Annotated in this window: 20 protein-coding genes; 14 read left to right on the top strand and 6 right to left on the bottom strand. The window is 50.9% G+C overall.

The annotated features are described in order from the left end of the window. Nucleotide 1: 1 nt before the first annotated feature. The 8 genes from ACLJRH_RS13215 to hypA are packed head-to-tail and all read left to right on the top strand — an operon-like array spanning nucleotide 2 to nucleotide 6,126. A complete protein-coding gene (locus tag ACLJRH_RS13215; RefSeq protein WP_000331201.1) occupies nucleotides 2–1,804 on the top strand; it encodes a nickel-dependent hydrogenase large subunit in 1,803 nt (600 codons plus the stop codon). Further along, nucleotides 1,755–2,498, top strand: coding sequence for a Ni/Fe-hydrogenase, b-type cytochrome subunit (cybH, locus tag ACLJRH_RS13210; RefSeq protein ID WP_000924455.1), 744 nt, complete (start codon nucleotides 1,755–1,757; stop codon nucleotides 2,496–2,498). Before ACLJRH_RS13215 ends, cybH begins: the two co-directional genes overlap by 50 nt. 5 nt (nucleotides 2,499–2,503) lie before the next feature. Then, nucleotides 2,504–3,112, top strand: coding sequence for a HyaD/HybD family hydrogenase maturation endopeptidase (hybD, locus tag ACLJRH_RS13205; RefSeq protein WP_000852663.1), 609 nt, complete (start codon nucleotides 2,504–2,506; stop codon nucleotides 3,110–3,112). Further along, a complete protein-coding gene (gene hypC, locus ACLJRH_RS13200) occupies nucleotides 3,112–3,411 on the top strand; it encodes a HypC/HybG/HupF family hydrogenase formation chaperone (RefSeq protein WP_000334904.1) in 300 nt (99 codons plus the stop codon). Before hybD ends, hypC begins: the two co-directional genes overlap by 1 nt. Continuing rightward, a complete protein-coding gene (locus tag ACLJRH_RS13195; protein WP_001527800.1) occupies nucleotides 3,408–3,818 on the top strand; it encodes a hydrogenase in 411 nt (136 codons plus the stop codon). Before hypC ends, ACLJRH_RS13195 begins: the two co-directional genes overlap by 4 nt. 17 nt (nucleotides 3,819–3,835) lie before the next feature. Then, nucleotides 3,836–4,897, top strand: coding sequence for a hydrogenase expression/formation C-terminal domain-containing protein (locus ACLJRH_RS13190; protein ID WP_001634161.1), 1,062 nt, complete (start codon nucleotides 3,836–3,838; stop codon nucleotides 4,895–4,897). After that, complete coding sequence (locus ACLJRH_RS13185; RefSeq protein WP_023137116.1) at nucleotides 4,885–5,772, top strand: dehydrogenase; 888 nt, start codon at nucleotides 4,885–4,887, stop codon at nucleotides 5,770–5,772. The genes ACLJRH_RS13190 and ACLJRH_RS13185 overlap by 13 nt, the downstream gene beginning before the upstream one ends. Nucleotides 5,773–5,784: 12 nt before the next feature. Further along, nucleotides 5,785–6,126, top strand: a complete 342-nt coding sequence (gene hypA / locus ACLJRH_RS13180; RefSeq protein ID WP_000544772.1) for a hydrogenase maturation nickel metallochaperone HypA — start codon at nucleotides 5,785–5,787, stop codon at nucleotides 6,124–6,126. A gap of 140 nt (nucleotides 6,127–6,266) precedes the next feature. Here hypA and ompC read toward each other — a convergent pair whose 3' ends face one another. After that, nucleotides 6,267–7,385, bottom strand: coding sequence for a porin OmpC (gene ompC / locus ACLJRH_RS13175; RefSeq protein ID WP_023137024.1), 1,119 nt, complete (start codon nucleotides 7,383–7,385; stop codon nucleotides 6,267–6,269). 714 nt (nucleotides 7,386–8,099) lie between these two features. Here ompC and ACLJRH_RS13170 point away from each other — a divergent pair. Next, complete coding sequence (locus ACLJRH_RS13170; RefSeq protein WP_023137025.1) at nucleotides 8,100–8,642, top strand: YybH family protein; 543 nt, start codon at nucleotides 8,100–8,102, stop codon at nucleotides 8,640–8,642. Between the two features lie 55 nt (nucleotides 8,643–8,697). Here the strand turns inward: ACLJRH_RS13170 and ACLJRH_RS13165 are convergent, their stop codons facing one another. The 4 genes from ACLJRH_RS13165 to sad form a co-directional block, all read right to left on the bottom strand. Further along, a complete protein-coding gene (locus ACLJRH_RS13165) occupies nucleotides 8,698–9,612 on the bottom strand; it encodes a bestrophin family protein (protein WP_023137026.1) in 915 nt (304 codons plus the stop codon). A gap of 255 nt (nucleotides 9,613–9,867) precedes the next feature. Continuing rightward, a complete protein-coding gene (locus ACLJRH_RS13160; RefSeq protein ID WP_000992454.1) occupies nucleotides 9,868–10,227 on the bottom strand; it encodes a DUF4186 domain-containing protein in 360 nt (119 codons plus the stop codon). Then, nucleotides 10,227–11,153, bottom strand: a complete 927-nt coding sequence (gene glsB / locus ACLJRH_RS13155) for a glutaminase B (protein ID WP_000090081.1) — start codon at nucleotides 11,151–11,153, stop codon at nucleotides 10,227–10,229. Before glsB ends, ACLJRH_RS13160 begins: the two co-directional genes overlap by 1 nt. 72 nt (nucleotides 11,154–11,225) lie before the next feature. Beyond that, a complete protein-coding gene (gene sad / locus ACLJRH_RS13150; RefSeq protein WP_001522569.1) occupies nucleotides 11,226–12,614 on the bottom strand; it encodes a succinate-semialdehyde dehydrogenase in 1,389 nt (462 codons plus the stop codon). Nucleotides 12,615–12,716: 102 nt separating this feature from the next. On the opposite strand from sad, the gene ptrR reads away from it, so the two are divergent. Continuing rightward, a complete protein-coding gene (ptrR, locus tag ACLJRH_RS13145; RefSeq protein WP_000366539.1) occupies nucleotides 12,717–13,589 on the top strand; it encodes a putrescine utilization regulator PtrR in 873 nt (290 codons plus the stop codon). Nucleotides 13,590–13,704: 115 nt separating this feature from the next. Continuing rightward, on the top strand, nucleotides 13,705–14,895 hold the full coding sequence (locus tag ACLJRH_RS13140) for a sugar transporter (RefSeq protein WP_000154617.1): 1,191 nt from the start codon (nucleotides 13,705–13,707) through the stop codon (nucleotides 14,893–14,895). 46 nt (nucleotides 14,896–14,941) lie between these two features. Here ACLJRH_RS13140 and ACLJRH_RS13135 read toward each other — a convergent pair whose 3' ends face one another. Then, nucleotides 14,942–15,607, bottom strand: coding sequence for a MarC family NAAT transporter (locus ACLJRH_RS13135; protein ID WP_000968968.1), 666 nt, complete (start codon nucleotides 15,605–15,607; stop codon nucleotides 14,942–14,944). Between the two features lie 258 nt (nucleotides 15,608–15,865). On the opposite strand from ACLJRH_RS13135, the gene marR reads away from it, so the two are divergent. The 3 genes from marR to marB are packed head-to-tail and all read left to right on the top strand — an operon-like array spanning nucleotide 15,866 to nucleotide 16,947. Beyond that, on the top strand, nucleotides 15,866–16,300 hold the full coding sequence (gene marR, locus ACLJRH_RS13130; RefSeq protein WP_000843434.1) for a multiple antibiotic resistance transcriptional regulator MarR: 435 nt from the start codon (nucleotides 15,866–15,868) through the stop codon (nucleotides 16,298–16,300). Nucleotides 16,301–16,319: 19 nt separating this feature from the next. After that, nucleotides 16,320–16,703, top strand: coding sequence for an MDR efflux pump AcrAB transcriptional activator MarA (marA, locus tag ACLJRH_RS13125; RefSeq protein WP_000091194.1), 384 nt, complete (start codon nucleotides 16,320–16,322; stop codon nucleotides 16,701–16,703). A gap of 28 nt (nucleotides 16,704–16,731) precedes the next feature. After that, a complete protein-coding gene (gene marB / locus ACLJRH_RS13120) occupies nucleotides 16,732–16,947 on the top strand; it encodes a multiple antibiotic resistance protein MarB (RefSeq protein ID WP_000783049.1) in 216 nt (71 codons plus the stop codon). Nucleotides 16,948–16,994 lie beyond the last annotated feature (47 nt).

Below are 16,994 nucleotides of genomic sequence, written 5' to 3'. Positions count from 1 at the left end.
TATGGCATATCCTTATCAGACTCAGGGTTTTACGCTGGACAATAGCGGACGGCGAATTGTGGTCGATCCGGTTACTCGCATCGAAGGGCATATGCGTTGCGAAGTGAATATCGACAGTAATAATGTCATTACTAACGCCGTGTCGACCGGCACCATGTGGCGCGGCCTGGAGGTTATCCTGAAAGGTCGCGATCCGCGAGACGCCTGGGCATTCGTTGAACGCATTTGCGGCGTCTGCACCGGTACACACGCTCTGACCTCAATCCGTGCCGTAGAAAATGCGCTGGGAATCGCGATTCCGGACAACGCAAACTGTATCCGTAATATGATGCAGGCTACGCTACACGTTCACGATCACCTGGTGCATTTTTATCATCTGCACGCGCTGGACTGGGTCGATGTAGTTGCCGCCCTGAAAGCCGACCCGCATCAGACCTCCGCCATCGCGCAAAGCCTTTCCGCATGGCCGCTATCCTCGCCGGGATATTTCCGCGATTTGCAAAATCGACTGAAGCGGTTTATCGAGTCCGGTCAACTTGGCCCTTTCCGTAATGGCTACTGGGGACATCCGGCGATGAAACTTCCGCCGGAAGCCAATTTGCTGGCGGTCGCCCACTATCTTGAAGCGCTCGATTTTCAAAAAGAGATCGTAAAAATTCACACCGTTTTCGGTGGTAAAAACCCGCATCCTAACTGGCTGGTGGGCGGCGTTCCTTGCGCCATCAACCTTGACGAAACGGGCGCGGTCGGCGCAGTGAATATGGAACGCCTGAACCTTGTCAGTTCCATCATCCAAAAAGCTCGCCAGTTCTGCGAACAGGTTTATCTTCCGGACGTCTTGCTGATTGCCAGTTATTACAAAGACTGGGCAAAAATCGGCGGCGGGTTATCGAGCATGAACCTGCTGGCTTATGGCGAGTTTCCGGATAACCCTAACGATTATTCCGCCAGTAATCTTCTGCTTCCGCGTGGGGCTATCATTAACGGTCGTTTCGACGAAATTCATCCTGTCGATTTAACCGCCCCCGATGAGATTCAGGAGTTTGTCACTCACTCCTGGTATACCTATGGTAACGGCAATAACGATAAGGGCCTGCATCCTTGGGATGGTCTGACCGAACCGCAACTGGTCATGGGCGAACACTATAAAGGCACAAAAACCTTTATCGAACAGGTGGATGAGTCCGCTAAATATTCATGGATTAAATCGCCGCGCTGGAAGGGACATGCGATGGAGGTAGGTCCGCTGGCGCGTTATCTGATTGGATATCATCAAAATAAACCGGAATTTAAAGAACCCGTGGATCAACTGCTTAGTGTATTAAAGCTGCCTAAAGAAGCGCTCTTTTCTACATTAGGGCGTACTGCCGCGCGTGCGCTGGAATCCGTATGGGCAGGCAATACGCTGCAATATTTCTTCGATCGTCTGATGCGTAACCTCAAGTCCGGCGATACGGCGACGGCAAACGTCACGCTCTGGGAACCCGATACCTGGCCTACATCGACAAAAGGCGTTGGTTTCAGCGAGGCGCCGCGCGGCGCGCTGGGGCACTGGATAAAAATTGAAAATCAGAAAATCGACAGCTATCAGTGTGTGGTACCGACAACCTGGAATGCCGGGCCACGTGACGATAAAGGTCAAATTGGCGCGTACGAAGCGGCGTTAATGGGGACTAAACTCGCCGTTCCCGATCAACCATTGGAGATTTTACGTACTCTGCACAGCTTCGATCCCTGCCTGGCCTGCTCCACCCATGTTATTGATAATCATGGAGGGGAGCTGGTCAGGGTTCAGGTACGATGACGACGATTCGGAGGTCTCAATGCATCTCAAAGAAATAACCAGCCAGGGGTACTATATCTATGAAGCGCCGGTCCGTTTATGGCACTGGATCACGGCGTTATCCATTGTCGTCCTGGCTGTTACAGGATATTTCATTGGCCACCCCCTGCCATCGATTCAAGGTGAAGCGACCTTTATGTTTTGGATGGGCTGGATACGACTGATCCATTTTACCACGGCGTATATTTTTACTGTCGCGCTGCTGTTTCGTATTTACTGGGCATGTGTCGGCAATGAGTACGCCAGGGAGATGTTTCTGGTTCCGTTCTGGCGCCGCGCCTGGCGCAAAGGCGTTATCAGCGAAATCCGCTGGTATTTTTTCCTCGAAAAAGAGGCCCATCGTTACTATGGACATAATCCGGTAGCGGGACTGGCGGTAATGTTCTATTTCTGGATGTCCGTACTGATGGTGTGTAGCGGCTTTGCGCTCTATGGCGAAGGACTTGGAACAGACAGTTGGGCGTATCAATGGTTTGGCTGGATGATTCGCCTGACTGGCAACGATAGCCTCGCGCTGCATTTCTGGCACCGGCTGGGCATGTGGTTCATTATCGCCTTCGTCATTGCGCATGTTTATACCGCTATCCGTGAAGACATTATGAGCCGACAAAGCGTGATTTCCGTCATGATAAGCGGCTGGCGCTGGTTCAGGTGATAACAATGGCAGAAGTAACAATCTTAGGGCTTGGCAACCTGCTTTGGGCAGATGAAGGGTTTGGCGTCAGAGCGGCGGAAAAGCTGTTTGAACAGTATGCCGATAACGAGAAAGTTGACGTTGTTGATGGCGGTACGCAGGGGCTGGCACTGCTGCCCTGGCTGCAACAGACCGAAAAACTGTTAATCATGGATGCTATCGATTTTGGTATGGCGCCAGGTTCGCTGGCGATGTTTCGTGATGAACAGGTTCCCGCCTATCTGACGGCGAAAAAACTCAGTTTACATCAGACCAGTTTTTCTGAAGTGCTGGCATTGCTGCAATTAACCGGCGGCCAGTTATCGGAGATTGTGCTGATTGGCGTGCAGCCGGAATGTCTGGATGACTATGGCGGGAGTCTTACGCCGCAGGTAAAGGCGCAACTGATGCCTGCGGTCTGTCTCGCGCAGGAAGTGCTGGCGCAATGGGGTATCACCGCCTCTTCAGCGGCCTTGCCCACTGAAAGACTCAATCATTACAGCCTGTGTATGGAACGCTACGAAGATGAACGGCCAGATGCGCAAAGCGCTTGCCGGGTCGGCGATATTCGGGTGCTACAGAGAGAGAAATCATAATGTGTATCGGCGTTCCTGTGCAGGTTATTTCACCCGGTCAGTGGTTCGCCAAATGCCGCGACCGACACGGCGAGCTTATCGACGTTGATATTCGGCTTGTGGCTCCCCCCTTAGCAGGCGCATGGCTGCTGACATTTGGCGGCGCAGCACGACGAGAAATGGACGAAGCGGAAGCCGCTGAGGTACTGGCGGCGCTGGACTCGCTGGAACAGGCCATGCTCACGCAAAGCGATCCGCTGACCGGTTTTGCCGATTTATTGTCTCGCACGCCTGAATTACCGGAGCATTTAAAAAAATGACTATCTCACCCCAAAATTCTGTTTGTCCACTGGCGGATAAAGGCTTTCTGGTTACCGATGCGCAAACGCTCCCGTCGTTGATTAATGCGCATCCGACTGTGCTGGTTTTGCTGCAAAGCGACCCCAACAAACATCCGGAAGTCGCCGACAGTTGGGTCATCATCCCGGAGATCCTCAAGCAATTTCCGGCGACGTCTTATACCGCGGCATTTGCGGATAGCGAACAGAGTGAACTGATCGCCCGGGAGTATCGCATTCTGAAATATCCGGCGCTGCTTATCTTTCGCCAGCACCGTTTTGTCGGCAGTCTGGCGGGATTATATAGCTGGCAAGAATACTCTCAGCGGGTGGCCGCATTGCTGACCACACCGGGCTATCGTCAGGATATTCCCGTTATCACGCAATAGAATGAAAGGTAACACACGTGAATCATTCCAGAACTATTCCAGTCGTTAATATTGCCGGACCAGGCTCGCAGCCAGAAGAGGAAGACTTTAACTTTCTTCCTATCCCCGCCGGCATTAATCTCCCACTAACGCCGGTTTTACCGGAACAGGCGCTGCCCGCTGAGCTTCGTGTTGCCAGACACATCCTGACTACGCTTATTCGCGATATGGATAACCCGGTGGCAACGCTCCCCTTTCCCCTGAGCTATAAGCTGAATGCCACTGAGCAACAGAATAGCGGTTTGTTGGATCAACTGCTCGGCGAAGGTGAAATATCCGCCCGGGTACTATTACCCGATGGAAAAGAACAGCGTATTCAGGAGACGGTTTTTACGGGTGTCTGGCGTGTGCGTGAATATAACGCTGACCAGCAACGGGTTGCCGATGAAATCATCATTGGCCCGATCCCGGAGAGCATCTGGCAGACGCATCCGCAGCCGACGATTACGCCAGAATTGCCGCCACAACAGGCGGGACTGATGAATGGCGCCTTTATCGCGCATGAAATAGCCGAGCGCGTAAAACAGCCGGTAAAAGAGCCGCATATCATTAACTTAACGCTGTTGCCAGTAAACGATGCCGATCGCGAGTATCTGGAGCATTTTTTAGGCGAAGGCTGTAGCGCTATTTTTTCACGCGGATATGGTAAATGCCGGATTGTAAGCACGCATTTTCCCGGCGTATGGCGGGTCAACTATTTCAATGATATGAACACATTACTGCAAGATATGATTGAGATAGCGGACATTCCTGATATCGCCGTTGCAGGCATCGACGATATCGAAGATGCCTACGCGGGGCTAAAAAATACGTTGGAATGGTTGAAAGAATACCCGGTCACAGAAAATGAGCCAGTGGTGCGCATGGAGTGCAAAGTATGTTGGTGGGTTTACGACCCTGCGCTGGGCGATGATGTATGGCAAATTCCACCCGGCGTGCCCTTCAACCAGTTACCTGATTACTGGTGCTGTCCGGTTTGCGAAACCAGTAAGTCCGGGTTTATGGTGATCGATGAAGGTAATAATTCGTGCAAAGATTGACCGTCTATTCTCACCCGCTACGGATTATCTGGCAGGAGGCGCCGATCGGTCGTTTGTTACAGGGCGCAACGCCGGTATACGCGAAGACGCTTATTTCACGTTTGTTTACGTTGTGCGCTCAGGCACACAGCGCAACGGCGGCTTTACTGTTGTTTCCTGAAGAGAAGCCAGATATGCAGGCCGCACAACAAGAGCTGGCGCGAGAAACGCTCCGTCGCGCGTTGACCGACTGGCTCCCCCTGTTTAGCCACCGACAGGCAACCGCTGAAGAATGGGCGTTGTTACGTCGCGGAGAGTTATCCCCGCTGGCAAGCACAATCTTTTTTGACGATGATCCTCAGACCTGGCTTGCCGCTGGCGTAAAGGGCTGGGAAGCCTGGTTTTTGCAAGAACGTTCTGAAACCGCCCGCTGGCTGGCGGCAGTACAGAATATCATTACACCAACACTACCGATGGCGTCGTCCCCGGACCATACGTTAATAACCCCTGGTCCCCTGGATGTCTCGCCTCTGGCTATCGAATATCCGCTACTGTCAGCCTGTTGTCTTAGCGGAAAAACGACTGCGCTACGTCTGCTGGCCCGCTGCATTACGCTCGCCCGAAGTTTGAGCGCCCTTCCTACCCTGCGCTGGAATCGTTTTGATGATGGCGAATGGAAAATAGCGGTAGTGGAAACCGCGCGAGGATGGTTAGTTCATCAGGCCAGACTGACGACGTCAGGCAATATTCTTGATTACCGTATTATCTCGCCTACCACACGTCACGCCCAATCTGACGGCGTCATTGCTCGCGAACTGGCCACTATTCCACTCTCATTGTGGTCGCAACAGTTACAGGTAATTGATCCTTGTGTCGCCGTAAATATTGTTGAATGAAGGAGCTGGCCCATGCATGAATTAGCCCTGGCGCAAAATATTATCGAATTGCTGGAGGAACAGGCAGTAAATCACCAGTTCAGCAAGGTAAAGCAAGTCTGGCTGGAGATTGGCGTTATGGCCTGTGTTGAGGTGCCGGCGCTGCATTTTGGCCTGGACGTCGCCGCTCGTCATACCCTTGCTGACAATGCGCGTTTCCATATTACTATCGCACCGGCGCAAGGTTGGTGTCTGTCCTGTAATCAACCCTTCACCTCTCAAACATCCACACTCTGTTGCCCCTTTTGTCATTCAGGTAAAGTGCAGATAGATGACAGTAGCAGAATGCGCATTCGCGAGATCGAAGTCGAATAGTCAACGAATAGTCAATAAAAAAGGACGCCAGAAGCGTCCTGAAATAATAAAAGAATAAATTAACAATAATAAAGGTTAAGCAGTGACACAGTTTTGGGAAAAGGAGGGTATCCCTAAACTGTCTTAATCAGCAAGTTTTATCAAAACTCGTAGACTAAGCCGAGCGCCACGGTGTTGTCTGTATTAGGATTCGATGGGTTGCCATCTTTTAGCAGATTGATTTTGTAGTCAACATACGCGGACATATTTTTATTGAAGTAGTAATAGGAACCCACATCAATATATTTCACAAGGTCGAACGAACCCAGTCCATCAACATCATTGGCTCTGGATTGCAGGAACGCCAGTGATGGGCGTAAGCCATTATCAAATTGATATTGCCCTACCATTTCCCAGTTATCGGTTTTATGTGCAAAGCCGCCCAATGTATCGCCCATATAGGTCATATCATAAGTACGGGTATAGTTTGCCGCCAGGTAAATATTATTGGCATCATACTTCACGCCGCCAGTCCAGGCTTCAGCACGGTCGCCATTGTCGTATTTATCTTGCGTCATCTGGTCAAGCGTGCGTTTGGAACTGGTATAGGCTGCCCCCAGGCTCACCCCCATGCCCAAATCATATGTCGCTGATGCCCCGAAACCATCGCCATTCTGGTACGCGATACTTTTTCTGGCATTATTACTTAAAGGAGCGCCTTCTTTCGACAGGCCGTCATTTTTACCCTGATACTGCAACGCAATATTCAGACCATCAACCAGACCAAAGAAATCATTATTGCGATAAGTCAGAACGCCATTCGCGCGTCCGGTCATAAAATTATCGGAAGCTTCATACGAATCATTACCAAATTCAGGCAGTACGTCAGTCCATGAACCAATGTCGTATAACACGCCATAGTTACGACCATAATCAACAGACCCCATATCGGCAAATGCCAAACCAGCAAAACCGAGACGCGTCCAGCTTTGCGGGGAACCGCTGGAGTCACCATCTTCCGGACGATTGGCGTTGACCTGATACTCCCACTGTCCAAAACCGGTTAGTTGATCGGTAATTTGAGTCTCGCCTTTAATACCCATACGGATATAAGATTGATCGCCATCCGTACTATGATTACTGGAAAAATAATGCAGGCCGTCGACCTTGCCATACAAATCCAGTTTATTGCCATCCTTGTTATAGATTTCTGCTGCGTTGGCGGCTCCAGCCATCATTACGGCTGCGGCTACCGCAGATAACACCACTACTTTTTTCATTTTATATGCCTTATTTGTCTTATTTTTGGACTTTCCGCAAAGCCTGCTCGCGGAACTGTCCAGGACAATATCACTAACAATTACCGTGCGTTAAGTTTCAAAGTGTAATATTAGCTTGCTATGTATTAGTGATGTTAAAATGCAAGTTAAGCATGGCTACATTAATGATATGCCCTGTTTTCTGCTGTAATAACAAGGAGGTTACCCGTAGAGAACTGGCTTACGGTCGGGGATGCCAGGGCGAGAATGGCACTGAACACCAGGCTGACATTCGGTAAGACGGAATCATAATCAAGTCAGTTGAGGCCACAGCCCTTCTTATTTTTGTGTATAATTTGTTACGTTTACATTTATTTTTAAATTAGCGTTATGAAAATATCAGTACTACTGAAATAGCACTTCTTCGCTTCGTGTATTTTTACTATGGTTAATTATCACATAGCATAAACAGTCATTTGTGTATCACTATTCATAAGATTAACTATTTACCAGCGGTAATAAATACAAAACAAATCAAGGGACACAACAATGCTGAAACTCTAAATATTGATATTTTGAGTCATGCCGTTACAAACAAATACGATATTCTTAATTGCACTACTCCCTTTTCGGGGTAATTTTATAGAAGGATGTTTTTTATTGTTCGTGAGCCATGCTCCTTTAGTATAAAGGTGAACGTAACAGGAAAGATAAAGCGTCTCAAAAACAGACCATATGGGTATAACTATTATGCAAAAAACGTCACTATTGTTTTCGGCCGCCGCGATAACGTTAACTCTGATGGCGTCATCGGCATCAGCGGCAACGCCAACCGCCGCAGAAAATGAAGCTACGTCGACCGTTAAACAAGAAATTACAGAAGGCATTAACCGTTACCTTTATTCAATAGATAAGGCAGACCCAACGTTAGGCAAGCAGCTCTTTTATGTTTCACCAGAAACCAGTTTTATTCATCCACGCGGTCACGAACGCGGATGGTCGCAGATCGCTGAAAATTTTTATGGCACCACTATGGGTAAAACCTTCAGCAAACGCACATTAAAACTGGACGCTCCCCCGGCTATTCATGTGTATGGCAATGCCGCCGTTGCAGAGTTCGACTGGCATTTTACCGCGGTACGCCGTGATAATGGGCAGACTCAACACACGACAGGCCGCGAAAGCCAGGTGTGGGCGAAGATACCAAACACAGGATGGCGAATCGTTCATGTCCACTACTCCGGTCCAGCCAAAACCGGCGTTGGAGAAGGCTATTAAGCTTTGCTCTTCAGGTTATGGCGCAGATGAACATTCTGCGCCAGTTAAGACGATCTCAGGTCAGTTGATAGTGCTTATCCGGTATCCGTTTTGCCGGAATATCCCTTTCATCATTCATTTGCAGTAAATCGATTTCTATCGCATTGCATATCGCATCCAGCGGTAAATCATTATTTTCAGTACCGAACGGATCTTCCAACTCTTCCGCTAACGCATCCAGCGCGATAAACGTATAAGAAATAAGCACCGAAATAAACGGCGTCATATAGTGCAGATCAACCACCAGTGCAAATGGCAACATAATGCAGAAAAGATAAACCGTACGATGCAAAATTAACGTATAGGCAAAAGGCACCGGCGTGTTGGCGATGCGTTCACAGCCGGCCAACACTGACGACATATCATTTAAACGGTTGTTGAGGCTATGAAATAAAATATCGGAAAGCTTTCCGCTGCGGCGGCGAATCGCCAGCCACTCTCCCATCAGCAATAAGATACGATTAGCGGGCGAATGGGAAGCGACAACTTTCTGTAACGCGCCCTGGTTAAGATAGTTGCCCAAAACTTGCGTCTGAAGCTGTCGACGCAATGTCATACGCAAACAGTGGGCAAAAGCGATTTGTAACCGAACAAAATCCTCGATACCGCGTTCATCAGGTAAGGTTGTTTTCACCTCACGCAGTATTGAGCGTGAAGCGATCATCAACTGCCCCCACAAATGTCGCGCTTCGACGTAACGCGCATAACAGGCATTATTGCGAAACCCAAGAAAAATGGCGATAGCGACGCCCAGTATGCTAAACGGCGCAAGGGTAAACTTAATACCCAGCATTGTGTACCAGGGCAGCATGATAATAACGGCAATAGAAAGAAGAAAGTTAAGGAGCAGTCGTGAAAAGATTTTAGATAACACGGAACCATGCCAGACAAATATCAGGCGAATCCAGTGCTGTTGTGGTCTAACGATCATGATTATCTTCAGCAGGTAAAAAAGCACTGTCATTAAACGTGATCCAGATCAAGGTTGCAAGCTTCTGGTGATACACGGATCCCCTGCCTTGTAGAACATTTTTTTGCACAGTGCTGACAGGCGTTGAAAAAAAACAACCAAATGTATGTTGTAACTAAAAAGACACTTCAGCACATGAGATATATGACGGTCAACGGCTGCTATCAGTGGTATAGGGTGTTTTATCGGGGAAAGCGTCAGCAACGACGCGCTGCCCTACCGCTGATTCATTTGTATGACCAGCCAGTAATGGATAACGCTGACAATATACTGTTGCTGCGCTTCGCTCAGCGGTTCTCCCTGAGGAATCTGGTGCCATTTCGCCAGGCACCCGCGGCAGCAGGTTGCCGTCGCATGTTGCGCGATAAATACCGGATGGCCCCGCATCGGCGTTTGCTTACCATCATTCGCCGGGTGAACTGGCGCCAGTCGCTGGGCGATAAAATCGGCGGCGTGTTTATCAATCACCTCCGCGCCTTTATCCCAGCAATATTGTCTTTCTTTTATCCCGAGACGAAAACGCGAACGAAATGTCGATCGCGCCAGGCGGGCAAAGAGCGGTTCAAGCGCATTCATCAGTATACCGAACGTCCTAACGTTTGTGTTAATTGTTCAAGCGCGGCGATGCCTGCCAGAGAGTTTCCTGCAGGATCCAGCTCCGGACTCCAGACGGCAATCGCCATTTCATGCGGCACGATGGCGACAATACCGCCGCCCACGCCGGATTTAGCGGGCAATCCCACCCGCCAGGCAAACTCTCCGGCATTCTGATACATACCGCTGGTCGCCATTAGCGCATTAATCTGCCGGGCCTGCATGGGGGTAACTACCGGCTCGTCGAGATGAAACGCCTCGCCCTGATTCGCCAGAAAGACAAACGTCCTCGCCAGTTCCATGCAGCTCATTTTCAACGCACAGTAGTGAAAGTAATTTTGCAACACGGTAGGCACATCATGATGAAAATTACCGAATGATTTCATCAGCCAGGCAATAGCGGCGTTACGGGCGGAATGCTCAAATTCAGAGCGCGCGACCGTAGCGTCATACGTAATATCCGATACGCCGCAAAGCGCGCGCACAACTTCCAGCATCCGCTGACGCGGCGCGCTAAGCCGCCCTTGCAACATGTCGCATACCACCAGCGCGCCCGCATTGATAAATGGATTACGCGGGATGCCTTGTTCCATCTCTAACTGAACCAACGAATTGAACGGCGAGCCGGAAGGATCTTTTCCGACGCGCTGCCAGATCTCCTCTTCCGGATAATGACGCATCGCCACCACCAGACTAAGCACTTTCGAAATAGACTGAATAGAGAAGCGTTCGTGCGCATCGCCCGCCTGATAATGCTGCCCGTCCACGGTACAAATCGCTATCCCCAGCTTTGAACCCTCGACGGACGCTAATGCCGGAATATAGTCAGCGACTTTGCCCTGGCCAATGAGGGGGCGAACGCGCTGTAAAATCGTCTCTAAAATTGCATTATCCATGGCCCTGGCCACAACATGCTCCTTGCTCGCAGGTCTGAAAAGGCCTGCGAGTATAGCAGAGGGCGCCACGCGACGTCAGGGCGATTAGACGCGGTTCTTCCAGACGGTCTGCACATTACAAAATTCGTGTAAACCAAAGTGCGAAAGCTCACGACCGAAGCCGCTTTTCTTCACCCCGCCGAATGCCACACGCGCATCGCTGGCGCTGTACCCATTAATGAATACCCCGCCGCACTCAAGACGCGCCGCCATCTCCGCGGCCAGCGTATCGTCGGCGGTAAAGATCGTCGCCGACAGGCCAAACTCACTGTCATTCGCCAGCGCGAGGGCGTGCGCCGCATCTTTTGCAACGGTAATGGCGGCAACAGGCCCAAAAAGTTCCTGACGAAATGCCGTCATGTCAGGTGTGACATCCGCCAGAACGGTCGCGGCATAATAGTTGCCCTCCCCGGCGATTTTCTCGCCGCCCAACAGTAGCCGTGCACCTTCGGCGACGGAAGCCTGCACCTGTTGATGGAGTTCATCACGCAGATCAAAGCGCGCCATCGGCCCCAGGTCATTCTCTTCAACCAGAGGATCACCCATCTTTAATGCTGCGGCAGCCGCCACAAAACGATCGGTAAACGCCTGCGCAATGCCCTCTTCGACAATAAAACGTTTGGCGGCGGCGCAGACTTGTCCGGTGTTTTGATAGCGTCCTGCAACCGCGGCTTTTACCGCCAGTTCGAGATCGGCATCATTGAGTACAATAAACGGATCCGAGCCACCCAGTTCCAGTACGCACTTTTTCAGCGCCGCCCCAGCCTGAGCGCCAATCGCCGCGCCGGCGCGCACGCTACCGGTCACCGTCACCGCCGCGATTCGCGGATCGTTAATCATCTGACTCACGCCCTCATTATTGGCGTTCACCCATCCATAGACGCCAGCAGGAGTACCGGCTTCCGTCAAGATTCGGGCTATCATCTGCGCGCAACCCGTGACATTGGGCGCATGTTTTAACAAGTAGCTATTCCCCGCCAACAGTATCGGCACTGCCCCGCGTAACACCTGCCATAAAGGAAAATTCCACGGCATTATCGCCAGAATGACGCCCAGCGGACGGTATTCAATCACCGCCTGCTGATTTTCTACCAGCGTAGGCTCAGGATTCAGCATTGCCGGGCCATGTTCCGCATACCAGTCGCATAACGCGGCGGATTTCGTCACTTCCGCACGCGCCTGCTTTATGGGTTTACCCATTTCACGCGTAATACATTGCGCCATCTCTTCTGCATGAGCGCGAAGCGCCTGACCAATATCGCGTAATGTTTGCGCCCGTTGCGCTACCGATGTCAATTTCCACTTTTTGAAACCGCTCGCCGCCAGACTCAGCGCATGTTCAATCTCTTGCGCGTTAGCCCAGGGCATTGCCGCCAGCGTCTGGCCGGTCGCAGGATTCACGGATAACGCCTGTGTTGCAGTCATCATGGTCATGTTCTTTCTCTCGTTATCAGGGGAGTTGTACCATCATGACGCCCTTTACCGTTTCTGAAAAATGAATAATATTAACCAGACTATTCACGAATTGAGAAAACCATGGACCTGACGCAACTGGAAATGTTTAACGCTGTCGCTCTGACGGGCAGCATTACGCAGGCGGCGGCAAAAGTACACCGCGTTCCGTCCAACCTGACCACGCGTATCCGCCAGCTTGAAGCCGACCTGGGCGTCTCTCTGTTTATTCGCGAAAACCAGCGACTCAGGCTGTCACCAGCCGGGCATAACTTTTTACGTTACAGCCAGCAGATCCTGGCGCTGGTCGATGAAGCCCGCATGGTGGTTGCCGGAGAGGAACCGCAAGGACTGTTTTCACTCGGCGCGTTAGAAAGTACTGCCGCCGTACGTATCCCCGCGCTGCTGGCGGGTTATAACCAGCGTTACCCTAAAATTCAGTTCGCGTTAACGACCGGTCCTTCCGGCGCCATGCTGGATGGCGTGCTCGAGGGAAAGCTGAACGCCGCCTTTATTGATGGCCCGCTAATGCATCCGGGGCTGGAAGGTATACCGGCTTACCAGGAAGAGATGATGATCGTCGCGCCACACGGCCATTCCGTCGTTTCGCGGGCCAGCGAGGTGAATGGTTATAACATCTATGCTTTTCGCGCCAACTGTTCTTACCGACGGCATTTCGAAAGCTGGTTTCATGCCGATGGCGCGACCCCCGGTACGATTCACGAAATGGAGTCATATCATGGAATGTTGGCGTGCGTAATTGCCGGCGCAGGTATTGCGCTGATGCCAGCAAGTATGCTCAACAGTATGCCAGGACATCATCAGGTGGAAGCCTGGCCGTTGGCGGAGAAGTGGCGCTGGCTTAACACATGGCTAATGTGGCGGCGCGGGGCGATGACGCGCCAGCTTGAGGCCTTTATCGAGTTACTTAACGCCCAACTGGCGAGCGTCGACTGAAGACGAAACGGCCTGCGAAGTAAATGAGAAGCAGGTCACAAAATGATTGTCTTTTCGCCAGTAAACGTTTTAAGATCGCGGCCTCACCTTCTCGCAACTAACCCGAAATATTTTTATGACAATCAATCCAGTTTCCCGCAAGGTCGCGTGGCTACGGGTAGTTACGCTTGCTATTGCCGCTTTTATTTTCAATACCACAGAATTTGTGCCGGTTGGTTTGCTATCAGACATTGCTGAAAGCTTTCATATGCAAACCGCGCAGGTCGGCATCATGCTAACCATTTACGCCTGGGTAGTTGCCGTCATGTCGCTGCCTTTTATGCTTCTTACCAGTCAAATGGAACGCCGTAAGCTACTCATTTGTCTGTTTGTTTTGTTTATTGCCAGCCACGTGCTCTCCTTTCTGGCATGGAACTTTACCGTGCTGGTCATTAGCCGTATTGGTATCGCTTTCGCCCACGCTATTTTCTGGTCGATAACCGCCTCGCTGGCGATCCGCCTGGCCCCTGCCGGGAAACGCGCGCAGGCATTAAGTCTGATAGCGACCGGCACCGCGTTGGCCATGGTGCTTGGGCTGCCGATAGGTCGCGTTGTTGGTCAGTATTTTGGCTGGCGCACCACCTTTTTTGCCATCGGCATGGGCGCATTAATTACGCTGCTATGTCTGATTAAGCTTCTACCGAAATTGCCGAGCGAGCATTCCGGCTCACTAAAAAGTTTACCTTTGCTATTCCGACGCCCGGCGCTGATGAGCCTCTATGTACTGACCGTCGTTGTGGTGACTGCGCATTACACCGCTTATAGCTATATTGAACCGTTCGTTCAGAATGTCGCCGGGCTCAGTGCGAATTTTGCTACCGTCCTGTTACTGATCCTCGGCGGCGCCGGGATCATCGGCAGCCTCGTGTTTGGTAAACTGGGTAATCGCCATGCCTCGTCGCTCGTCAGTATCGCTATTGCCCTGCTGGTTGTCTGTCTGCTTCTGCTGCTGCCTGCGGCGGATAGCGAAGCGCATCTGGCCATACTGAGCATTTTCTGGGGCATCGCGATTATGGTGATAGGGCTCGGTATGCAGGTGAAAGTACTGGCGCTGGCCCCGGACGCGACCGATGTCGCAATGGCGCTATTTTCAGGCATCTTTAATATTGGTATTGGCGCTGGCGCGCTGGTAGGCAATCAGGTGAGTTTGCACTGGTCAATGTCGGCCATCGGCTATATTGGCGCTATACCTGCCTGTGCCGCGCTGGTATGGGCTGTGCTCATATTCCGCAAATGGCCAGTGACGCTGGAAGAACAACCGCATTAAGACATTCGTCTGCCGGGAACAGGTTTCCGGCAGACGAAAATGCGCCTTAGTGGTACGTTTTAATAATTTCCAACACGCCGTTGATAATAAATTGCACGCCCATACACACCAGCAGGAATCCCATTAAGCGGGAGATCGCTTCAATCCCCCCTTTACCCACCAGCCGCATAATAGCGCCAGAACTGCGTAAGCATCCCCACAGGATCACCGCCACGGCAAGAAAAATAATCGGCGGCGCGACCATAATGACCCAGTCGGGAAACTCGCCGCCATGACGCACCGTGGAAGCGGAACTGATGATCATTGCGATGGTCCCCGGTCCTGCGGTGCTTGGCATAGCCAGTGGAACAAACGCAATATTGGCCGTCGGTTCGTCTGCCAGCTCCTCCGATTTGCTTTTCGCTTCCGGCGACTCATGCGCCTTCTGCTGCGGGAAAAGCATTCTGAAGCCGATAAACGCCACGATTAACCCCCCGGCGATCCGTAGCCCTGGAATCGAAATACCGAAGGTGTTCATGACTAACTGCCCGGCATAGTACGCCACCATCATAATAGCGAAGACATAAACCGAAGCCATATAGGACTGCCGGTTGCGTTCCGCACTATTCATATTGCCCGCAAGGCCAAGAAACAGCGCCACGGTGGTTAGCGGATTGGCTAACGGGAGCAGTACGACCAGCCCCAATCCAATCGCTTTAAACAAATCCATCATAATACTATCTCTTACCCATCAGCGTTTCATGAACCGGAAGTATAAAGTGAAATTGCCCAGGCGCGCCATTTCGCCAGTGTGCAAATTAATATCCTCTACAACATATAACCTGTAATTATCAATTAGTTACAAGTTATCACAACACAATACTCCGGACGCCTTTTAGCAAATCGTGGCATCGGTCAATTCATTTAGTTGACTTATACTTGCCCGGGCAATAGTATCTGACGAAATTAATTACTTGCCGGGGCAACCATTTTGAAAAGCACCAGTGATCTGTTCAATGAAATCATTCCGCTGGGTCGCTTGATCTACATGGTAAATCAAAAAAAAGATCGCCTGTTAAATAACTATTTATCCCCGCTGGATATCACCGCAACACAGTTTAAAGTGCTGTGCTCGATACGCTGCGCGGGATGTATTACCCCGGTTGAACTTAAAAAAGTGCTGTCTGTCGATCTCGGCGCATTGACGCGGATGCTCGACCGCCTGCTGTGCAAAGGCTGGATCGAAAGACTGCCGAATCCTAATGACAAACGCGGCGTACTGGTGAAGCTAACGCCGGACGGCGCGGCAATTTGTGAGCAATGTCATCAACGACCAGGGCAAGACCTGCATCAGGAATTAACAAAAAACTTAACGGCGGACGAAGTGGCAACGCTTGAGTATTTGCTCAAGAAAATTCTGCCGTAGACAAAAAAGAGGTATGACGATGTCCAGACGCAACACTGACGCTATTACTATTCATAGCATTTTGGACTGGATCGAGGATAACCTGGAGTCGCCGCTCTCACTGGAAAAAGTGTCTGAGCGTTCAGGATATTCCAAATGGCACTTGCAACGGATGTTTAAAAAAGAGACCGGTCATTCATTAGGCCAATACATCCGCAGCCGTAAAATGACGGAAATCGCGCAAAAATTAAAAGAGAGCAACGAGCCCATTCTCTATCTGGCGGAACGCTATGGCTTTGAGTCACAGCAAACATTGACCCGGACGTTCAAAAACTATTTTGATGTGCCGCCACACAAATACCGGATCACCAATATGCATGGCGAATCACGGTATATGCTGCCGCTGAACCATGGCAACTACTAGTTTGTTTATGCGCCACGCGAAGAGCACCATGAAAATGCTGTTTCCCGCCCTGCCGGGTCTGTTACTTATCGCCTCCGGATATGGCATTGCAGAACAAACTTTGTTACCTGTGGCGCAAAATAGCCGCGATGTGATGCTGCTGCCCTGTGTGGGCGATCCGCCAAATGACCTTCACCCCGTGAGCGTGAACAGCGATAAGTCAGATGAATTAGGCGTGCCCTATTATAACGACCAACACCTTTAACCTCTTTGCCCCGTTTTGCGGGGCATTTTTTTAGTACCGTCTGGCGA

This window comes from Salmonella sp. SAL04162, assembly GCF_046551535.1.
GTDB classification, from domain to species: Bacteria; Pseudomonadota; Gammaproteobacteria; order Enterobacterales; family Enterobacteriaceae; genus Salmonella; species Salmonella enterica.
The sequence above is the reverse complement of the archived record's forward strand: the minus strand, read 5'-3'. Positions and strand labels throughout refer to the sequence as shown.

Excerpts from the sequence above, each read along its gene's own strand:
- ACLJRH_RS13215 (WP_000331201.1), top strand. The coding sequence starts at position 2 with ATGGCATATCCTTATCAGACTCAGGGTTTTACGCTGGACAATAGCGGA.
- cybH (WP_000924455.1), top strand. The coding sequence starts at position 1,755 with ATGTTATTGATAATCATGGAGGGGAGCTGGTCAGGGTTCAGGTACGAT.
- hybD (WP_000852663.1), top strand. The coding sequence starts at position 2,504 with ATGGCAGAAGTAACAATCTTAGGGCTTGGCAACCTGCTTTGGGCAGAT.
- hypC (WP_000334904.1), top strand. The coding sequence starts at position 3,112 with ATGTGTATCGGCGTTCCTGTGCAGGTTATTTCACCCGGTCAGTGGTTC.
- ACLJRH_RS13195 (WP_001527800.1), top strand. The coding sequence starts at position 3,408 with ATGACTATCTCACCCCAAAATTCTGTTTGTCCACTGGCGGATAAAGGC.
- hypA (WP_000544772.1), top strand. The coding sequence starts at position 5,785 with ATGCATGAATTAGCCCTGGCGCAAAATATTATCGAATTGCTGGAGGAA.
- ompC (WP_023137024.1), bottom strand. The coding sequence starts at position 7,385 with ATGAAAAAAGTAGTGGTGTTATCTGCGGTAGCCGCAGCCGTAATGATG.
- ACLJRH_RS13170 (WP_023137025.1), top strand. The coding sequence starts at position 8,100 with ATGGGTATAACTATTATGCAAAAAACGTCACTATTGTTTTCGGCCGCC.
- ACLJRH_RS13165 (WP_023137026.1), bottom strand. The coding sequence starts at position 9,612 with ATGATCGTTAGACCACAACAGCACTGGATTCGCCTGATATTTGTCTGG.
- ACLJRH_RS13160 (WP_000992454.1), bottom strand. The coding sequence starts at position 10,227 with ATGAATGCGCTTGAACCGCTCTTTGCCCGCCTGGCGCGATCGACATTT.
- sad (WP_001522569.1), bottom strand. The coding sequence starts at position 12,614 with ATGACCATGATGACTGCAACACAGGCGTTATCCGTGAATCCTGCGACC.
- ptrR (WP_000366539.1), top strand. The coding sequence starts at position 12,717 with ATGGACCTGACGCAACTGGAAATGTTTAACGCTGTCGCTCTGACGGGC.
- ACLJRH_RS13140 (WP_000154617.1), top strand. The coding sequence starts at position 13,705 with ATGACAATCAATCCAGTTTCCCGCAAGGTCGCGTGGCTACGGGTAGTT.
- ACLJRH_RS13135 (WP_000968968.1), bottom strand. The coding sequence starts at position 15,607 with ATGATGGATTTGTTTAAAGCGATTGGATTGGGGCTGGTCGTACTGCTC.
- marA (WP_000091194.1), top strand. The coding sequence starts at position 16,320 with ATGTCCAGACGCAACACTGACGCTATTACTATTCATAGCATTTTGGAC.
- marB (WP_000783049.1), top strand. The coding sequence starts at position 16,732 with ATGAAAATGCTGTTTCCCGCCCTGCCGGGTCTGTTACTTATCGCCTCC.